Here is an 18,079-nt window from a genome sequence, read left to right on the forward strand (position 1 = left end):
GAATCCGATGAATGGACATCAACGAAGAAGATGGGAGGCGGCAAATCATGGAACAGGCACGGCAGCTACTTTTTTATCCCTTATACGGAGCGTGCATATTGGAGAGCGTAGAACAGCAAACGGATAAGGTGGGAGAAGGAAATGGAGATCAGGTATTTCATCTCTATTTCCCCAAGCAGGAACTGCGCATGATGATTCCGAAACAGCGGGCACAAGAAAGAGGGATTCGTCCATTGTCCGATGTAGACACCTTGCTGCAGGCGAGAGCCGAATTTTTCGGAAACCATGTCGAGCTGCCTCTTGATGCTTCGAAACGCCGAGAGCATTTGCAAGCGAGAATCGATACAGGGCTCCTGCGAGAATATTTCGGTGTCATTCGCGACCTGTTATGTGCCAAAGTTTACGCGTTGAAACTGAACACCCATGATCGATCAACGATGAATACGGCGCGCGATATGCTGATCAGCGAACTGACTTTGGTATTGAATTTCTCCGCCGAGGATGCCAGTGCTTACCTGAAGCAGGATATCGAGAAGCGGCAGCAGGAAGCAGACTCTTCCGATTATTTTACAGGCTGAATGTTCAGTATATTTAAAGTTTTCGGGTCGGCCCAAAGAAAAAAAGTTTCCCGGTGCAACCCGAAAGGAAGGGATGGGCTTGAAAAGTGGGAGACAAGCCGCCATAGCGGGAAAGTCGTAGATGGATCGTTACGGATTTCTGCATCAGTCTCCCCCGGGTTACGATCTCATTCAATCTTGTTGGATAATAATGACATTGACATTCGCATGCTTTTCCAAAATAATAAAACGTAATTGAATACTGGTACCTTTAATTCAGTCCAGAGAGGCTGGCAAGGGCAGCGGATTTTTATAATCACGCGTGAAGCGGGCGATTCCAACCAGGGATGCTCTGTGTCTTCGCGCGGGTTATGATGCAAAAAAGAGGCTACTTGTCAGGTGCGCGTTCTGATGAGTAGCCTCTTTTTTCTGCTTTTTGGTATCAGGAGACTTTAAGTGGAGGTATTCTGATGAGTAAACAAGATCAAGAGTTTTCATGGCAAGAGGTGCCAAAAACGCAGAGAAACCATTTCTGGAAGACGTTATCCGTCATGCTCGGCTTCACCTTTTTCTCGGCGAGCATGCTGGCTGGAGGGACGCTGGGCGTAAGCTTGACGTTCATGGAATTTATCGGCATCGTGCTTGCGGGCAACCTGGTGCTGGGCATCTATACGGGAGCGCTGGCGCATATCGCCGCCAAAACGGGCTTGTCTACACATTTGCTGGCCAAATATGCGTTTGGGGAAAAAGGATCGTACCTGCCATCGTTCTTGCTCGGCTTTACCCAGGTCGGATGGTTCGGCGTCGGCGTAGCCATGTTTGCGGTCCCGGTCGCCAAAGCGATGGATTGGAACGTTTACCTGCTTATTTTCATTTTTGGTCTTGCCATGACAGCCTCGGCCATCTTCGGCATGAAGTCGCTCGTCATTCTGGGTTATATCGCAGTGCCGGCCATCGCCATTCTTGGCGGATATTCCATGCTGAAAGGCGTGGACACGCTCGGGGGTCTGCAAGGACTGCTTGATTACTCGCCCTCACAGACGCTGACCGCGGCGGCGGCACTGACGATTTGCATCGGATCGTTCATCAGCGGCGGCACGCTGACGCCGGACTTTGCCCGGTTTTCCCGGACGTCCCGGCAAGCGGTAACGGCAACGGTCATCGCGTTCTTCCTGGGTAACTCGCTCATGTTCTTGTTTGGAGCAGTTGGCGCAATGGCGTACAATCTGGCCGACATCTCGGAAGTCATGTTCCTGCAAGGATTGCTCGTTCCGGCGATCATCGTTCTGGGACTGAATATCTGGACGACCAATGATAATGCCTTGTACGCTTCGGGGCTGGGCTTTGCCAACATCACCAAAATTTCGAAGAAGTTCTTTGTTATCGTCAACGGGATTGTGGGAACGGTCCTTGCCATGTGGATGTACAACAATTTCGTTGGATTCCTGAATGTGCTCGGCGCCGCAATCCCGTCCATCGGGGCGATCATCGTTGCAGATTACTTCTTCGTGAAACGCAGAAATTACAAGCCGTTTGCCGACATGACGTTCAAAAAGGTAAACTGGATTGCGATGCTGGCTTGGGCCATCGGCGTTGCTTTTGCCCAGCTCGCTCCGGGCATCACGCCATTGAACGCCTTGCTTGGCACAGGGATTGCATACATCGTGTTGATGCTGATTGTTCCTGCGAAAGAATCCACAGAAAAGGGGAAACGAAATGATTATACAGAACGCAAAATTGCGGGGTAAAGAAGGATTATGGCATATCGTCGTAAGAGACGGAAAATTCGAACAAATTACGCAGACGCTTGAAACTACAACGAATGACGAAGTGATGGACGTAAATGGCGCGCTGGTGCTGCCGCCTTTTATCGAACCGCATATTCACCTGGATACGACGCTGACGGCAGGGGAGCCGGAATGGAACCTTAGCGGAACGCTGTTCGAGGGCATCCAGCGCTGGTCGGAACGCAAGGCATTCCTGACGCATGAAGACGTCAAAACCCGCTCCAAAACGGCGCTGAAATGGCAAATGGCACAAGGCATCCAGCATGTCCGCACTCATGTGGACGTGACCGATCCAAGTCTGACCGCCGTGAAAGCGATGCTTGAAGTGAAAGAAGAAATGGCGCCATATATCGACATTCAACTGGTCGCTTTTCCGCAGGAAGGCATTCACTCCTATCCGAACGGCGCGGAATTGCTGGAGGAATCCCTGAAAATGGGCGTCGACGTGGTCGGCGGCATTCCGCACTTCGAATTTACGCGAGAATACGGCGTCGATTCGATGAAGGTTGCGTTTGACCTGGCCGAAAAATACGACCGTCTCATCGACATCCACTGCGATGAAATCGATGACGAGCAATCCCGTTTCGTGGAAGTGGTCGCTAAGGAAGCGTATGAACGTGGGCTGGGCGCACGCACGACGGCGAGCCATACGACGGCGATGGGATCTTACAATGACGCGTATACGTACAAGCTGTTCAGACTGCTGAAGATGGCGGACCTCAACTTCGTTTCCAATCCGCTGGTGAACATTCACTTGCAAGGACGTTTCGATACGTATCCGAAAAGAAGAGGTTTGACTCGCGTCAAAGAACTGCAGGAAGCCGGTTTGAACGTGTGCTTCGGGCATGACGACATCTTCGATCCATGGTATCCGCTCGGTACGGGCAACATGCTGCAAGTGCTGCATATGGGTATCCATGCTTCGCAGCTGCTCGGTTACGATCAGATCGTGAATTCCATGGACCTCATTACGAAGAACAGCGCAAGAACGCTGCATATCGAGGATGTATACGGCATTGAAGAAGGCAAGCCTGCCAATTTTATCGTCCTTGAAGCCGAGAACGAATATGAGGCGATTCGCAAACAAGCCGGCGTGCTCTACTCGTTCAGAGAGGGCCGCAAAATCGCGGAAACGAAACCGCGCGAAACGTCGATCGTCCTGGAAGGCGGTTCCGAGAAGGTTACGTTCAATAAATAACGGGTTTCCCTTTAAAATTGCGAACGAGGTAAGACGAGCAAAACGTGTGTGAACAATAACATCCCCTCACCAAAGCGGCGTATGAGAGATCATGGAGGTCATGACATCATCGCTGCGGAGGAACGGAGGGGATGTTTTTTTCATGATGCAGGCAAAGGAAGGACTGAAAGCATTACCTTACCACTTGACGGTGCCCGTTTGGCGGTCGGACAGCACGCTGAACTCGCCTTCGGCAGGAGAAGCAGAGGCAAGAGCCGAGAAGGAGCTTAGTGCAAACAGTACCGTGAGCAGCAACAGCGTTTTTCTTTTCATAAAAACAACCTCTTTTCTTGTGGAATGATATGACCACCATAATTGTAACAAACAGCCATAAGTTCGGTAAACAATTAAAATTCGCAATCCAGATTTCGTGTCAGAACGTATTACAATGGAGCGTGCACGGCATGCTGCCTGCGGTATTCGGTCGGCGTCAGCCCCGTATGTTTCTTGAATTGCCTGGAGAAATAAAACAAATCCCCAAAGCCTAGTTGATCGGCGATCATCGTGATCGTGCTGGAGGAGCCGATGAGCTGCTCTTTGGCTTTATCCATTTTTTTGCGCGTGATGTACTGGATGGGAGGCACGCCAAGCTGCTGTTTGAAAAAGCGAATAAAATAGTTGGGGTGCATGCAGGCGATGCCGGCCAAATCCTGAATTGTCATGTTTTCTTCGATGTGGGCATCGATATAAGCCAGAATGGCTGTCATTTTTTCCATGGCAGGCATGTTGAGAACGGAAACGTCGTTCAAGTCAATGTGCTCGATGAAATGCGCCATAAGTTCGGTCAATTTGCTTTTGGCCATCATGTGGGCGTAAACCTTGTCAGACCGTGAATGGTGCAGCAGGTCGCCAAAGAGTGCGTCTAATCGTTCGGGATCCCGGACGGTAACGACATGCGGGAAGCGAAGCAGCTGGAACAGGTTGATCCCGCCCGCCTTCAGGCTGAAGTGGCACCAGTATTTCAGATAAGGACGGTCGCTAATGGCAGAATACGATTGGGTGATGCCTTCAGGCATAAGAACCAATTGACCAGGAATGGGAGCGTATTCATCATTGCCGATTTTGAGCCAACCCTCGCCTTCACGTATCCAATAAAACTTGCTGTAATCCGGGGTATAATCCAAATCCCGCCATTCGGTACCGCAGCAGTTATAGTCCGCCACGATCAGCTCGGTTTGCAGGTTCGACAACATGTTTGCGAGCAGTGGTTCACGATTCATCGTCCCGCTCCTTTCAGGTTATTATTGTGCATTCAAAAGTTAATCTTCTGCATGTTGATTTTTCGGTCATGCCTCTAAAATACGTTATGAAGAGGATCAGAACATAACAGGAGGCATACAGCAGATGGTAAATCCAAGTGAGTATCTGCAGCAGATCGATTCCGTGATTGCCGCAGGCAAATTCAAGGACAACTGGGCGTCGTTGAGCAAGTTCGAGGTGCCTGAATGGTACAGACGTGCCAAATTCGGCATTTTTATTCACTGGGGCGTGTATTCCGTGCCGGCTTACGACAGCGAATGGTATTCACGCAATATGTATATCGAAGGTTCGAAGGCGCATGAGCACCACTTGGCCACCTATGGTCATCCGCGGGATTTCGGGTACAAGGATTTCATTCCGATGTTCCGAGCGGAAAAGTTCGATGCCCAAGCGTGGGCAAGCCTGTTCAAGCAGGCAGGGGCGCGTTATGTCATGCCCGTAGCCGAGCATCATGACGGATTCCAGATGTATCGCAGCTCCATCTCCCACTATAACACAGTTGAAATGGGGCCCGAACGGGATCTTTTGGGCGAAATGAAGACCGCGTTTGAAGAACAGGGGCTAACTCTCACTGTTTCTTCGCATCGCGCCGAACATTGGTTTTTCATGTCCCATGGCAAAGCATTCGATTCGGACATCAAAGAACCGCTTGCGCGGGGGGACTTCTACTGGCCGGCCATGCCTGAGCCGGATCACCATGACCTGTATGCTTCGCCTCCAGATCAGGAATTTCTTGAGGATTGGCTGATCCGCTGCTGCGAGTTGGTCGACGAGTATCGGCCGAGCGTGTTTTATTTTGATTGGTGGATCCAGCATTCCGCTTTCAAGCCGTATCTGAAAAAATTCGCGGCGTATTACTATAATCGCGGGGAAGAATGGGGCATCCCGGTAGCTGTGAACTACAAGCATGATGCCTTCATGTTCGGCTGCGCGGTACCGGATGTGGAGCGGGGGCAGTTTGCCAATCTGAAACCGTATTTCTGGCAGACGGACACAGCGGTAGCCAAAAATTCCTGGTGTCATACCGAGAACAATGACTACAAAACGGCGGGTGAGTTGATTCGCGACCTGGTGGATATCGTCAGCAAAAACGGCAGCTTGCTTCTCAATATCGGGCCAAAGGCTGATGGAAGCATCCCTGACGAGGACCGGGAAATCCTGCTTGCCATTGGCGAATGGCTGCGGGTGAACGGCGAGGCCATCTACGATACGACGTATTGGCGGACGTACGGCGAAGGACCGACCGAGGTCAAGGAGGGACAATTCACCGACGGGGTAACAAAGTCTTTTACAAGCGAAGATATCCGGTTTACGGTCAAAGAAAACGCATTGTATGCCACGGTGCTGTCGTATCCGGAAGACGGCATCGTCACGATCAGATCGCTGGCGGAGAAGAGCCGACATTTTCAGGGGATCATTACCTCGGTACGCGTGCTTGGCCATGACGAGCAGCCGGTGTGGGAGCGGGCAGAGGAGGGGCTTCGCGTCGTTGCCAAAAACGTCAAGAGCGATTTGCCTGTCGTCATTAAAATCACGCTGGATTAGGAGTCCGAAGAGGTTGTCCCATAAGTACTTCTATGGCGCTTCATAAGACCGTTCACTTCATGAAAAAATGAGCAAAATGAAAGAAAGGGCGTTGTTAGGGAGGTCATCCCTGCACCGCCTCTTCGCGCTTGTGGTTTATTATCGCTGGTCTATTACGCCTTCTTGAGCAGATTGTGGGCGAGCGATAGCCACCCGATCTCAAGGCTCACTTTTTGGAGGTCTCGAGGCAGAAAAAACGTCTGAATCCCCGATTGTATATCAGGTCCTAGCTTTTGAGCACCCGCTTGCGCAGAAATAATACACCAATTACGACTGCTCCCAGTGCCAGAAGGGCATATACGGCATTGGAATACAGGTCCATGTAACCCACGATCTTCTCCCAGGAAGCTCCGACTGCCGAACCCAAATATACGAGAGCCGTATTCCAGATCAGTGAACCGATCGTTGTCAGGACAAGGAAAGGCAGAAAACTCATCCCGGTGCTTCCGGCAGGAACGGAAATAAGGCTGCGAATCAACGGTACGAGACGACCCAGAAAAACGGCCCATGATCCATGCCGATCGAACCAGTCATATGATTTCCGGATATCTTCGGATTTCAGACGTAAAAATTTTCCATATTTCAAAATGAGTATTTCCAGCCTGTTTACAGATAACATTTTCCCGACCCCATAGAGGCAGATTGCTCCTGCGACCGACCCGGCGGTTGCGGCAGCGATGACTCCGAACACGCTCAGACCCGATTTGGTAGTCATGAACCCGCCCAAGGCAAGAATGACTTCCGAAGGAATGGGGGGAAACAGATTTTCCAATGCGATGAGCAGAAAAACGCCCAGGTAACCATACGCTTCCATGATTTCGGTTATCCACTGTTCCATATCGGCACGCCCCTTAGCTTTTTTAAGAAAAATACTGCTTCACTTTCTGATAAAGGAATTTATCGAACGTTTTATATAGAACAAACAGCGCGATGAAGCATACGCCGTAAACGGCCAACACAACCTGCATAATATACAGGAACAAAATATGTTGGGTAGTCGTCTGATCAATGATGGATAACAAGAATGCCGCGGCGAACGCAAGCAAAGCGTAACCCATCAAATAATGATGCCCGTGGGTTTCGAAAGGCCGCGTATGTTTGGACATCGACAGAAATTCTTTGACTTTAAACTGGTTAATGGCCTCCTTGGCGGCCTCCTCTTTCGACCTTCCTTGACGCTCCAGATCCGCTGCGAAATCCTCCAGATAATTCTGGAGCTCCAGTTTATCCTCTTTATTTAAAGCAAGCTGGGCAACGTAAGTATGAATATCATTTTGCCTGCGGTATAGACTATTCATCCGAATATGTCTCACATAGTTCGCCAAACTCCACACCAATGCCAACGTGAAAGAGACATAATAGGATAACGCCAGCCAAATTTGGTCCTCAGGATTAAAATGCTCGTCGTAAAAGAACGTAATGCTGCAGATCGCGATCGAGAGCAGCAATATCCACCCGAACCTTATTTCTCCCAAACTGAATGCTTTCCGTAAAAAATTCGCCATTATATTCACCTCCCGGTTTAAATGAACCGATTCACGATCTCGGTCGTAGTTTTCCAGTCCGCAATGAACTTGGCAAGCAATTGCTTGCCATCTTCGGTGACCGAATAATATTTGCGTCGGCCTCCATGGCTTTGATCCCCCCAATATGCTGAAATCGCCCCCTGCTTTTCCAGACGCTTCAAAGAAAGATACAGCGTGGCTTCCTGGATTTCGAATGCTCCCTCCGTTTGTTCTTTGATGGCCTTTGAGATTTCGTAACCGTAATTGTCCTGCCTGACCAAGACAGACAAAATGAGGAGATCGATCGTTCCTTTGAGCATTTCCGCATTCATGGCATTCCCTCCAGATTAATTACTCAATATTATTGAGTACATAATGATCTTAAGATATATTACTTAATAATGCAAGGTACTTAAAGACACTTTTCTTTATGATTTTCCAAAAAAACAATCCATGGGCCGATGTGATTCTTCTGCTAACTTGACAGGTTCTATACAAGGGCAATTTTATTTTTCGGATACCTATTGGACGGCATTGGTTTGACCGATAATGAAAGAGCACATATTTTTTTCACATCAGGAGGAGTCGTCAATGAAAAAAACAGTCATCATGTTAACCGCTGTGGCACTGCTGCTTGCAACCGCCGCGGGCACAGCCTCAGCCAAACCGGGAAACGCTTCTGCTGGAAACGGAAAATCGAATAACGCAGCATCGTCAAAACCAATCAAAGACAATGAAACGCAAGCGAAAGAAACTCAGGGCGGGGAAGTCGAGTCTGCTGTAACGGCCGACAAGGAAGAAGAGAAAGTCGAGGATTCTTCATCCGCGGAGACGGAGAGCACGGATCACGACACAACCGATCAAACCGAGTCCAAGAACAAAGGTCACAAAGGATACAAAGGTTTGCTTAATGCCATTCAGCATACTGAAGACAAACCGGCTGGCGCAGTTCTGGCCAATCTTTTGCTTACCAAATATGAAACTGAGCTGACGGACGAACAAAAAAAGCAATTGGAAGCCATCCTTGAAGAGGGCAAGGCGCTCGAAACGGCAGCGAAAATGCTTGAAGAAAACGGCAGTGTAACTGACGCCGTGTATCTGCAGGAGGAAGCCATTAAAGCCGATTTCAAAAACCTGGATCTGTACAAAACCATGGACAAGCTCACCAAAAAGGCGGGTAAAGCCAGCGGGGTGAAGCTGTATGTGAACGGGGAAGCTTCCAACTCGGAACCTTTTGTCAAAAAAGGCAATACGTATGTTCCATTTCGCGCTATAGCCGAGGCCTTAGATGCCGAAGTGGCATGGAACCCTGAACAACGCTCCATCATCGTTACGAAGGATGGCGTGAGCATTAAACTTGTGGTTGACAGCAAAACGGCAACCGTCAATGGCAAGCAGGTCTCTTTGGATGCTCCAGCCACCGTTACCCAAGGCAGCACTTATGTACCGGTACGTTTTATAAGCGAGGCATTGGACGCGACCGTCAAATGGGAAGAGGAAAGCAAAACCGTTGTTGTCTATGAAGAGGTAAAATAGCCAAGAACAATCGCTTAGGAAGAGGATGTTCCAAAGTTTACTTTGGAGACACCCTCTTTTTTATTATTTTGCACAATGACGCAAGATGCGCCGGAAGTTCGATAAAGGAGTGACATGAAAAATCATCAAAAAGGTTTATTTTCTATTTTTTTCAAAAAAAGGACTTGTGCAACTCCGATGTTGAATCTATAATAACCATAAAATCCCAAGTATCTTCAAACCGAAAACGTATGCTTCCATTTACCTCAGGTCCTTCCTTACCGTCAACCGGACAAGCATCCTCTCTGTGTAAAATTGTTGCAATACCCCTAATACACCCTTGATTTGCAACTCTCCCGACACGCCAACACCAAGAAAACCTCCCTGTTAGACAAGCTGCATGGATTTCGCGGATTTCCGTTTGCCTATTAAATTCTAACGAAAAACCTCAGACCTTTCGCCATCGTGATTTTGAACGACTTACACTGCTGAACCGAATCCTGTTTTCACAGCGGTACATGGATCGACACTTCTATCGCAAAGGGGGTGGTGCCAGATGTAATCGACAATCGTAAGGGCTTCAATGTTGTAACCATGCTGAAAAGCACGTGCTATTCGCCAAATTAAAAAACCGGGTAAAGGGAGTGGAAAAGTTTGATAAAGATGAATCGGCTGCGCAAGCCTCTATCTATGGGTCTATCGGTTCTCCTTGCGTTATCTATCATTCAACCGGTCTCCGCACAGAACACCCCCTCGCAGAAGCTGGATATGAAATCGAGTCTGAACCAGCTGGCGACCGACAAGGTCAGTTCCAAACTCAGCAAACAATTTGATGGCAACGAATACGTGACTTACCTGGTTAAAATGAAAGAACAGACGGATACGGCACGCGTTTCGAAGCAGGCCATGGAAAAGGCAACCACCGATAAAATGACGGCTTCTTCCGCCAAATTGTCCGTGCGAAGCTCTGTCGTCAGCTCATTGCGGGAGACGGCCTCACGCACCCAGTATTCGCTGGAACAATACCTGGATCAGCAGGTTGACCAAGGCAAAGTCAAGGAATATAAAAGCTATTTCGTCGTGAACGCGCTGATGGTAACGAGCACGAAGGACGTGATGGAGCAGATTGCCCTGCTGCCGGAAGTCGGTAAAATTTTGCCGAATGAGACGCGTTATCTGGACCGGGCCGAGGTCAGCGGCAAAACCGAAGCGGCCGCTCCGGACAAAGCTCTCGCACCGGCAGCCGTGCCTGCCAAGGATTCCAAGGAGCAGGCGGCATCGCCGAGCGTTGAAAAGGGCGGATCCTCCACGGCTGTCAGTGACGCTTCCAAGCCGAAGACACAGACGGAGAACGTGGAATGGAACATCGACTACGTTGGCGCTCCGGCCGTCTGGGATAAAGGCATTGACGGCACCGGCATCGTTGTGGCCAATCTTGACAGCGGAGTCGATTACACGCATCCGGCCCTTTCCCAAAAGTGGAGAGCGCGCGACGCTTCCGGCAATATCGTCAGCCCCGAGCTGAGCTGGTATGATCCGCACAGCGGTTCAACGCTTCCGGCAGACGGTGACGGACACGGGACGCATACGATGGGCACAATGGTGGGATCCGAGCCGGACGGCACCAATCAGATCGGTGTTGCTCCTGGCGCGAAATGGATCGCCGTACGCATTTTCAATCCCGAAACCACCGATGCCATCATCCTGGATGGCGGGCAGTGGCTGTTAGCTCCTGTGGATGCCCAAGGCAATTTGCATCCAGAGCTTGCGCCCGACGTGGTTAACAACTCATGGGGCGGCGGTGCCGGCCTGGACGAGTGGTTCCGTCCGATGGTGCAAGCTTGGCGGGATGCGCAGATTTTTCCTGAGTTTTCGGCAGGGAACGTCAGATTGACGAATCCGGGCGGACCGGGCTCCGTCGCAAATCCGGCAAACTATCCCGAGAGCTTTGCGACAGGCGCAACGGACATTAACGGCAATCTTGCCTCCTTCTCCCTTCTCGGACCCTCCCCGTATGGAGAGATCAAACCCGAAGTGTCCGCACCGGGCGTAAACATCCGCTCCTCCGTTCCGGGCGGAGCGTATGAAGGAGGATGGAACGGCACATCGATGGCTGGGCCGCATACAACCGCTCTTGCCGCTTTGCTCCTTCAAGCCAACCATTCCCTGACGGTGGACCAGCTTGAAGAGATCATCACCGATACGGCGACGCCCCGCACGGACAGCCAGTATCCCACTTCTCCCAACAATGGATACGGTCACGGCATCATCAATGTTTTGGATGCGGTAGGCTCCGTGCTTGAAGGGATCGGTACGGTATCCGGAAGGGTGGTCACCGCAGGCGACGACCTGGAAGAACCCGTACTGGAGCATACGCCGGTGAATGCGGCGTTCGCGGGATTTGACGTGCCGCTTTCGGCTCGCGTAACCGATGATGTCGGCGTTGTATCCGTCGAGGCTTTTGCGAGAACGAAAGGCACGGCTTCATACGTGTATCTTCCCATGACGCGTGTATCCGGCGATGCCAAAGACGGTACATATACGGCGACCGTTCCGGCATTCCTGATCGACGAGCAGGGGCTGGAATACTACATTCGCGTCAGCGATTACGGCAATAACGGCTTCGAAAGCGACGTATACCAAGTCTCTGTCTCGAACGGCGTACAGCCGGGCTATTTCCAAAATTTCGAGCAGGATCAGCTCGGGTTCACCTCTGGCGGAGAAGGCAATACGTGGGCTTGGGGAGTGCCGACAAGCGGGCCGGGAAGCGCTTTTTCAGGCGAAAAGGTGATCGCGACCAATCTGGAAGGCAACTACGCAGCCAACAGCAATGCTTACTTGGTAGCCCCACCGATCGACCTGACGGATGCGCCGGATGGAGCGCTGCTCACCTTCAAGCATTGGTACGATTTCGAGAACAATATCGATTTCGGCAAGGTGTACATCGCTGCCGAGGATAATGATTTTGTGTTTGAGGAGGCACTGAGCTTCACGGGCACAGGCGGCGATTGGAAAACGCAGTACGTTGATTTGCGCGAGTATGGAGGCCAGCGTGTATTCGTACAGTTCAACGTAACCAGTGACAATTCCGTGCAGAAAGCAGGCTGGTATATTGACGATTTTGCCGTGCAGGAACTGGACGACACGGCTCCGGGTGCACCGAATTCGCTGACGGCGGATGCAGATATCCTGGGGAATGTATCTCTGTCATGGCGTGCACCGGCTGACGAAGACCTGGAATCCTATGTTGTTTACCGGTCCGAGGCATCCGGTACCGGATATGAAGCGATAGGCAGCACAACGGCGACCGCTTTTACGGATACGGCAACGGTTACAGATGCCACTTATTTCTATGCGGTGTCCGCCGTGGATTACAGCGGCAATGAGGGAGAGAAATCCAACGAGGTTTCCGTCGCCGTAACCGTGCCGGAAGAGATCTATGTCGACCATTTCGACGGAGATACAGATGGTGGCTGGACGCATTCGGGAACGAAGGACGAGTGGGAACGAGGTATACCGGCAAGTGGTCCTGCCAGCGCCGTGTCGCTGCCGAACGTATGGGCCACCGACCTGGACAACACCTATGAGAACGGATCGAATTCCTCGCTGGTATCACCTGTCATTGATTTGAGTGATGTATCCGAAGCAACGCTGACCTTCAACCATTGGTACGAGATTGAGGGAGGATACGACTATGGTTACGTGGAGGCAACCGCGGATGGCGGCGCGACGTGGACCGAACTGGGCAAGTTCTCGCACAGCACCAATGGCAAACAGTGGACACCCGTGTTCTATAATCTGGGAGCGTTCGCGGGCCACGAAGTCCAGTTCCGTTTCCGTCTAACCTCGGACAATAGCGTTGTGAAAACCGGATGGTACATCGACGATTTCCGCATTCTCGCCCTGGGTGCGCAGAACGTGACGGCAGACGATGTCGTGCCCAGCAGCGACAAGCCGAAGCCGGTGTACGATAATCCTTGGTTCAAAGTGACGAGCACGGACAAATTCGAATTTAACAGGAACGGCCAAACGGGTGAGCGTCCAGAAGCGGACGCAGACGCCGCAGCTCCGGTAACTCCGCAAAGCCTTCCGGCCAGCGCGACAGTCACGGTGCTGGAAACGGGGCGCTCGGTCAAAACCGATCCGGCAACCGGAAAGTATAGTTTCACGCATGTTGCCGGTGAATACACGCTGAAAGCGGAAGCATACGGTTTCTATCCGCGGACCCAGGCTGTGACCATCACCGATGGCAGCGGAGCCAAGGCGAATTTCAATCTGGAGGCCATTCCGGTTGGGCAGATTGAAGGAATCGTGACCGATGAACGGACAGGGGAACCCGTGTCCGGGGCCACCGTGCTGGTGCAGGAAGATGCGCGGGTGCCAGCCGTTCAGACCGGGGAAGATGGCCGATTCGCCCTCGAAGTACTTGAAGGGGACTATACACTTTCCGTTCGGGCCGCGGATTATTACGGTGATACGATCAGTATCAAAGTTCCCGGCAACGGGACGGCCCAGGCAAATTTTGCTTTGAAGCCATTCGTTGGATTCCCGGGAGAGATCGCCTATGACGACGGAACCGCCGAGAACGCCAGAGCGTTCGTGTCGGCCGGAAATGCGTGGGCCGTGCGTATGACGCCGGAGCAGGATTCATCCCAGCTGACAGGAGTGTCCCTGCGCTTCTGGAACACGGCGTGGCCGCAGCCGGGAGGAACAGCGTTCCAATATGCCGTATACGATGCGACCGGAGCAGATGGCGCGCCGGGCCGTTTGCTGGCCGGGCCATTCGATGCCGAAGCGCTGCGCAACGACCAGTGGACCACGCTGAGTCTCCCCGAACCGGTCGTGGTGGAAGGAGATTTCTACGTTGTATATGAACAGACCGCTGCCGGAACGAACGCACCGGGTCTGGCGACGGACGAAAACGGTACTAATGCCGGCCGAAGCTGGCAGCGCGTGAACGGAGCATGGAGCACATCCCCGGCAGAAGAGGGCAATTACATGATTCGTGCCGTAGTGCGGTATCCGGTGAACGCGCCGGTAATCACTTCGCCGGCCAACGGGTCGTATACGAAGGATTCCACGGTTCTCGTGAGTGGAACTTCACCCGCATCCGGAGCGGAAATCCGCATCTATAATGGAGATGAAAGCATTGGAACGGCAGCCATTGAGAACGGCCAATTCGAGCTGGAAGTGGAAGTCCAGCCTGGAGAAAATACACTTAGCGCGGAAGTGGTCGTCAATGGCAAAACGACGGAGCGTTCCTTGCCAGTCACGATTACGCTGGATCAGACCGCACCGGAATTAACGATAACTTCGCCGGAGGACGGAGCTCGCATCAATACAGAAGTCGTGCATATTGTCGGCAATGCGCTGGATGCTTATCTGGACAAGGTTACCGTCAACGGACAAACGGTACAATTGGACGGCGAGGGTGGCATTAGCCATCGGGTGCTCGTCGATGAAGGGGAAAACCTTATCACGATTACGGCTGCTGATCTTGCTGGTAACGAAACGACGATCACACGTACCGTATACGTAGAAACAGCCTTGCCTGTACTCAGCAACATTGCACCTGCTGAAGACGTTCGAATCCGGGCAGGCGAAGTGGTGAATGTCTCGTTTGACAGCGCACCGTCTCTGCAGGCTTCCTTCCGGATCGAGCTGCCGCTTGGCCTGAACGGTTCAGCTCGTGCCGAAATTCCGCTGATCGAAACTGAACCGGGTCATTATGAAGGGACGTATACCACTCCGTCCTCGCTGGTGCTTGAAGGCGGGGTCATCGTGATCCGGGCGTGGGATGCCGCAGGCAATGAACTGGAGACGGACGCTCCGGGCAGACTATTTGTCTCTGCGGGCGGAGAAGAGCCGGAACCGCCTGCTGGCGCAGAGCCTGTCGCGATCATTGAAGCGCCATCCACAGCCAAAAAGAAGAAAAACGTTGAGTTCAACGGAGGTTCTTCTTATGTGGAAGGTGGCAAAATCGCCAGTTATGCTTGGGACTTTGGCGACGGGGAAACGGCTTCAAAGGCCAAAGCGAAGCATAAATTTACCGCCCCGGGCGTCTATACGGTCCAGTTGACCGTGACCGATAACAATGGGGTACAGAGCAGCGCAAGCCACACGATCACCATTGAATAACCTGCAGTTGGCTCGTATTGTCGCCCATGAGTTTGAAAACTGACCACAATCAATGAAGGAAAAGGATGGCACAATTTAATCCGCTGGAAAATCGGACAGGTCGACGGCGCAGCACTCACGCCGTCGGCTTGTTCGTTTTTGGTTTCGTATCTGGTGTGACATAATCTAACTTTTATCGCGTTGTAATGTCTTATCTTCATTTGAATTTCAAAATTGCGTTAATGTTATTGACGTAAAATAACCGAACCTATATATTGAGAAACAATACAAATATAAATGGTTTAAGGTTTATACCATATACTGTAGTTCGGGTGAATCGTTAAACGTGAAGCATTAAACATTGGAATGGAGAGATTTCATGCAAAAAGAGTGGAGATTCGATACGGCTGCCGTACATGTGGGGCATCAGCCGGATCGTGCAACGCGAGCAGTCTCGCAGCCGGTTGTGCCTGCCGTGGCATACGCTTTTCCCGATGCGGAAACGGCTGCGGCCGTTGTCGCCGGGCAGATGGATGGCACGTACTATGGCCGGTACGGCAATCCGACGACGCGTTCGCTGGAAGAGAAGATCGCCTATATGGAACGCGGCGAGGATGCGATCGGCCTTAGCAGCGGCATGGCTGCAATATCGTCCGTGCTGCTTGCTTTTCTCCAGCATGGGGATCATGTCGTCGTCACGAAGGACATTTACGGGGGCACCTATAATTTTATCACGCAGATGGGACCTCGCTTTGGAATCCAACACGATTTCGCGGATTGTTGCAGCGTGAAGGCGCTGGAAGCGGCCATTCGTCCCAACACCAAAGCGATTTACGTCGAAACGCCTTCCAATCCGCTGCTGACGGTTCTTGACCTGCGTGGGATCGCCGCCGTGGCCAAGTCGAGAGGCATCCCCTTGATCGTGGACAATACGTTTATGACGCCGTACCTGCAAAGGCCGTTGGAGCTTGGTGCCGATGTCGTCGTGCACAGTGCCACCAAATATTTGAACGGGCATGGCGACGTCGTGGCCGGGTTCGTGGTAGGTACGAGTCAAGTCATCGATTTTATCCGCAAACGGATCTCCGGCGATTTGGGTCAAAATCTGAATGCGTGGGAAGCATTCCTTATTCTGAGAGGGCTCAAAACGCTGGGTCTGAGGGTGCGCACGCATTGCGAAAATGCCCGCCAGGTTGCGGAATTTCTGCAGAGCCATCCTCGGGTGCGGGCGCTCCATTACCCGGGTCTGCCCAGCCATCCCCAGCACGAACTCGCCAAATTGCAGATGGACGGGATGGGGGGCATCGTGTCTTTTGAAGTAGAGGGCGGTATTCAGGAAGCCCAAACATTCATGAATGCGCTAAAGCTGGCGATGATTTCGTTCAGCCTGGGCGATCCAGAAACATTGGTGCAGCATCCGGCCACCATGACCCATTTTTCTGTTCCGAAGAACGAGCGGCTGCGTTTTGGGATAACGGATGGCCTCATTCGACTGTCCGTCGGGTTGGAGGATCCTTCGGATATCATTGCAGACCTGCGCCAAGCGCTGGAATCATTGGCGGGTTTGATCACAGGGGGAGAGACAACAGCATTAACCGGCCAATAGGGGAAAAAGAGGGGATTTGAGCTCTTTTTGTTGTCGAATGACGTGTTTATTCGTTGGAACGTGCATGTTTTTGAAAAAAACTATTGCATATGTGTTTACTCGGAATTATAGTATGAGTATAACGTTTAATGGTATAAGGTTTAGACATTATATCGATCGGAGTGTTGATATGCAGGGTCAGCTGACTTTCCAGTTCGAGAAAGTATCTGCGAAAAAGGTCAGTGAATTTATTCGCGAGCAGTTGGAGGAAGCGATTATCCTCAAGGAAATCATGGGTGAGGACCAACTTCCGTCCGAACGCGAGCTGGCCGAAATCTTTAACGCGAGCCGTATTACCGTTCGCGAAGCGTTAGCCGCGCTGGAAGCAAAAGGATTGATCGAAAAGCGGGTCGGCGCCAAAGGAGGCACGTTTGTTCTGCCTATTACGGCTAACGCGCATAAAAGAACCAAAGAAGAAATCATGCGTGACTGGGAACAAATGCTGCACGTATTCGAGTACCGCACGCTCGTCGAACCTGAAGGCGCATTTCTGGCTGCTGAGCGGATCACCGCAGGCGAGCTGGAAGTGCTGGAAGGCTACGTGATGCAGAGCAGGGAACCCGATTGCTCGCGTGAATGGTTTCGGGCGCTGGACGTCAAATTCCATTTGGCGATCGCGAAAGCGTCCGGCAACCCGTACATAGAGCGAGCGGTTCGCGAGATCCGGACCAAAATCAATCCGGCCTTGGACTTGATGCCTTACGATGACCGGATTCGTTCCCTGAACCACGGCATACATATGGACATCCTGGAAGCGTTGAAAGCTCATGATCCGATACGGTCTCGCGATACGATGAAGAAACATATCGAATCCTCTGCGGATGCCATTTATGCCCGATTGAACGCAACGGAACCTACAGGAAAGGATTGAC

13 protein-coding genes are annotated in these 18,079 nt (G+C 51.7%); 8 read left to right on the top strand and 5 right to left on the bottom strand.

Features of this window, described 5'->3' with window-relative positions:
- The first annotated feature begins 47 nt into the window (after positions 1 to 47).
- The 3 genes from MKY59_RS12855 to MKY59_RS12865 all read left to right on the top strand — a co-directional run bounded on the left by MKY59_RS12855 (position 48) and on the right by MKY59_RS12865 (position 3,542).
- A complete protein-coding gene (locus tag MKY59_RS12855; RefSeq protein ID WP_236416805.1) occupies positions 48 to 578 on the top strand; it encodes a hypothetical protein in 531 nt (176 codons plus the stop codon).
- A gap of 449 nt (positions 579 to 1,027) precedes the next feature.
- The gene (gene codB, locus MKY59_RS12860) at positions 1,028 to 2,305 is read left to right on the top strand and encodes a cytosine permease (RefSeq protein ID WP_236416806.1); all 1,278 of its coding nucleotides are present in this window, start codon (positions 1,028 to 1,030) and stop codon (positions 2,303 to 2,305) included.
- The gene (locus tag MKY59_RS12865) at positions 2,274 to 3,542 is read left to right on the top strand and encodes a cytosine deaminase (RefSeq protein WP_236416807.1); all 1,269 of its coding nucleotides are present in this window, start codon (positions 2,274 to 2,276) and stop codon (positions 3,540 to 3,542) included. The genes codB and MKY59_RS12865 overlap by 32 nt, the downstream gene beginning before the upstream one ends.
- A gap of 177 nt (positions 3,543 to 3,719) precedes the next feature.
- Here the strand turns inward: MKY59_RS12865 and MKY59_RS12870 are convergent, their stop codons facing one another.
- Both MKY59_RS12870 and MKY59_RS12875 read right to left on the bottom strand, forming a co-directional pair.
- The gene (locus MKY59_RS12870; protein WP_290371458.1) at positions 3,720 to 3,854 is read right to left on the bottom strand and encodes a hypothetical protein; all 135 of its coding nucleotides are present in this window, start codon (positions 3,852 to 3,854) and stop codon (positions 3,720 to 3,722) included.
- A gap of 110 nt (positions 3,855 to 3,964) precedes the next feature.
- Positions 3,965 to 4,801 carry an AraC family transcriptional regulator gene (locus MKY59_RS12875; RefSeq protein WP_339277912.1) on the bottom strand — a complete coding sequence of 279 codons (837 nt, stop codon included), beginning with the start codon at positions 4,799 to 4,801 and terminating at the stop codon, positions 3,965 to 3,967.
- 124 nt (positions 4,802 to 4,925) lie between these two features.
- On the opposite strand from MKY59_RS12875, the gene MKY59_RS12880 reads away from it, so the two are divergent.
- Positions 4,926 to 6,386: an alpha-L-fucosidase gene (locus MKY59_RS12880; RefSeq protein WP_339277913.1), complete on the top strand. Its 1,461-nt coding sequence runs from the start codon at positions 4,926 to 4,928 to the stop codon at positions 6,384 to 6,386.
- 265 nt (positions 6,387 to 6,651) lie between these two features.
- Here MKY59_RS12880 and MKY59_RS12885 read toward each other — a convergent pair whose 3' ends face one another.
- The 3 genes from MKY59_RS12885 to MKY59_RS12895 are packed head-to-tail and all read right to left on the bottom strand — an operon-like array spanning position 6,652 to position 8,262.
- Positions 6,652 to 7,263: a DedA family protein gene (locus MKY59_RS12885; protein ID WP_339277914.1), complete on the bottom strand. Its 612-nt coding sequence runs from the start codon at positions 7,261 to 7,263 to the stop codon at positions 6,652 to 6,654.
- Positions 7,264 to 7,285: 22 nt separating this feature from the next.
- The gene (locus MKY59_RS12890) at positions 7,286 to 7,930 is read right to left on the bottom strand and encodes a hypothetical protein (RefSeq protein ID WP_339277915.1); all 645 of its coding nucleotides are present in this window, start codon (positions 7,928 to 7,930) and stop codon (positions 7,286 to 7,288) included.
- Positions 7,931 to 7,947: 17 nt separating this feature from the next.
- Positions 7,948 to 8,262 (bottom strand): helix-turn-helix transcriptional regulator, encoded by a 315-nt coding sequence (locus MKY59_RS12895; RefSeq protein WP_236416816.1) that lies wholly within the window; start codon positions 8,260 to 8,262, stop codon positions 7,948 to 7,950.
- 259 nt (positions 8,263 to 8,521) lie between these two features.
- On the opposite strand from MKY59_RS12895, the gene MKY59_RS12900 reads away from it, so the two are divergent.
- The 4 genes from MKY59_RS12900 to MKY59_RS12915 all read left to right on the top strand — a co-directional run bounded on the left by MKY59_RS12900 (position 8,522) and on the right by MKY59_RS12915 (position 18,078).
- Positions 8,522 to 9,466 (top strand): copper amine oxidase N-terminal domain-containing protein, encoded by a 945-nt coding sequence (locus MKY59_RS12900; RefSeq protein WP_339277916.1) that lies wholly within the window; start codon positions 8,522 to 8,524, stop codon positions 9,464 to 9,466.
- A 633-nt stretch (positions 9,467 to 10,099) separates the two neighbouring features.
- Entirely contained in the window at positions 10,100 to 15,583 is a 5,484-nt protein-coding gene (locus tag MKY59_RS12905) for a S8 family serine peptidase (RefSeq protein WP_339277917.1), read from the top strand.
- A 358-nt stretch (positions 15,584 to 15,941) separates the two neighbouring features.
- Positions 15,942 to 17,168, top strand: a complete 1,227-nt coding sequence (locus tag MKY59_RS12910; protein ID WP_339277918.1) for a PLP-dependent aspartate aminotransferase family protein — start codon at positions 15,942 to 15,944, stop codon at positions 17,166 to 17,168.
- Between the two features lie 169 nt (positions 17,169 to 17,337).
- Positions 17,338 to 18,078 carry a FadR/GntR family transcriptional regulator gene (locus MKY59_RS12915; protein ID WP_236416822.1) on the top strand — a complete coding sequence of 247 codons (741 nt, stop codon included), beginning with the start codon at positions 17,338 to 17,340 and terminating at the stop codon, positions 18,076 to 18,078.
- The last annotated feature ends 1 nt before the right edge of the window (position 18,079 follow it).

Source organism: Paenibacillus sp. FSL W8-0426 (genome assembly GCF_037969725.1).
In the GTDB taxonomy this organism is placed as follows: Bacteria; Bacillota; Bacilli; order Paenibacillales; family Paenibacillaceae; genus Paenibacillus; species Paenibacillus hubeiensis.

What these genes read in the sequence shown, in the direction of transcription:
- MKY59_RS12855 (WP_236416805.1), top strand. Translation starts at nt 48, where the DNA reads ATGGAACAGGCACGGCAGCTACTTTTTTATCCCTTATACGGAGCGTGC.
- codB (WP_236416806.1), top strand. Translation starts at nt 1,028, where the DNA reads ATGAGTAAACAAGATCAAGAGTTTTCATGGCAAGAGGTGCCAAAAACG.
- MKY59_RS12865 (WP_236416807.1), top strand. Translation starts at nt 2,274, where the DNA reads ATGATTATACAGAACGCAAAATTGCGGGGTAAAGAAGGATTATGGCAT.
- MKY59_RS12870 (WP_290371458.1), bottom strand. Translation starts at nt 3,854, where the DNA reads ATGAAAAGAAAAACGCTGTTGCTGCTCACGGTACTGTTTGCACTAAGC.
- MKY59_RS12875 (WP_339277912.1), bottom strand. Translation starts at nt 4,801, where the DNA reads ATGAATCGTGAACCACTGCTCGCAAACATGTTGTCGAACCTGCAAACC.
- MKY59_RS12880 (WP_339277913.1), top strand. Translation starts at nt 4,926, where the DNA reads ATGGTAAATCCAAGTGAGTATCTGCAGCAGATCGATTCCGTGATTGCC.
- MKY59_RS12885 (WP_339277914.1), bottom strand. Translation starts at nt 7,263, where the DNA reads ATGGAACAGTGGATAACCGAAATCATGGAAGCGTATGGTTACCTGGGC.
- MKY59_RS12890 (WP_339277915.1), bottom strand. Translation starts at nt 7,930, where the DNA reads ATGGCGAATTTTTTACGGAAAGCATTCAGTTTGGGAGAAATAAGGTTC.
- MKY59_RS12895 (WP_236416816.1), bottom strand. Translation starts at nt 8,262, where the DNA reads ATGAATGCGGAAATGCTCAAAGGAACGATCGATCTCCTCATTTTGTCT.
- MKY59_RS12900 (WP_339277916.1), top strand. Translation starts at nt 8,522, where the DNA reads ATGAAAAAAACAGTCATCATGTTAACCGCTGTGGCACTGCTGCTTGCA.
- MKY59_RS12910 (WP_339277918.1), top strand. Translation starts at nt 15,942, where the DNA reads ATGCAAAAAGAGTGGAGATTCGATACGGCTGCCGTACATGTGGGGCAT.
- MKY59_RS12915 (WP_236416822.1), top strand. Translation starts at nt 17,338, where the DNA reads ATGCAGGGTCAGCTGACTTTCCAGTTCGAGAAAGTATCTGCGAAAAAG.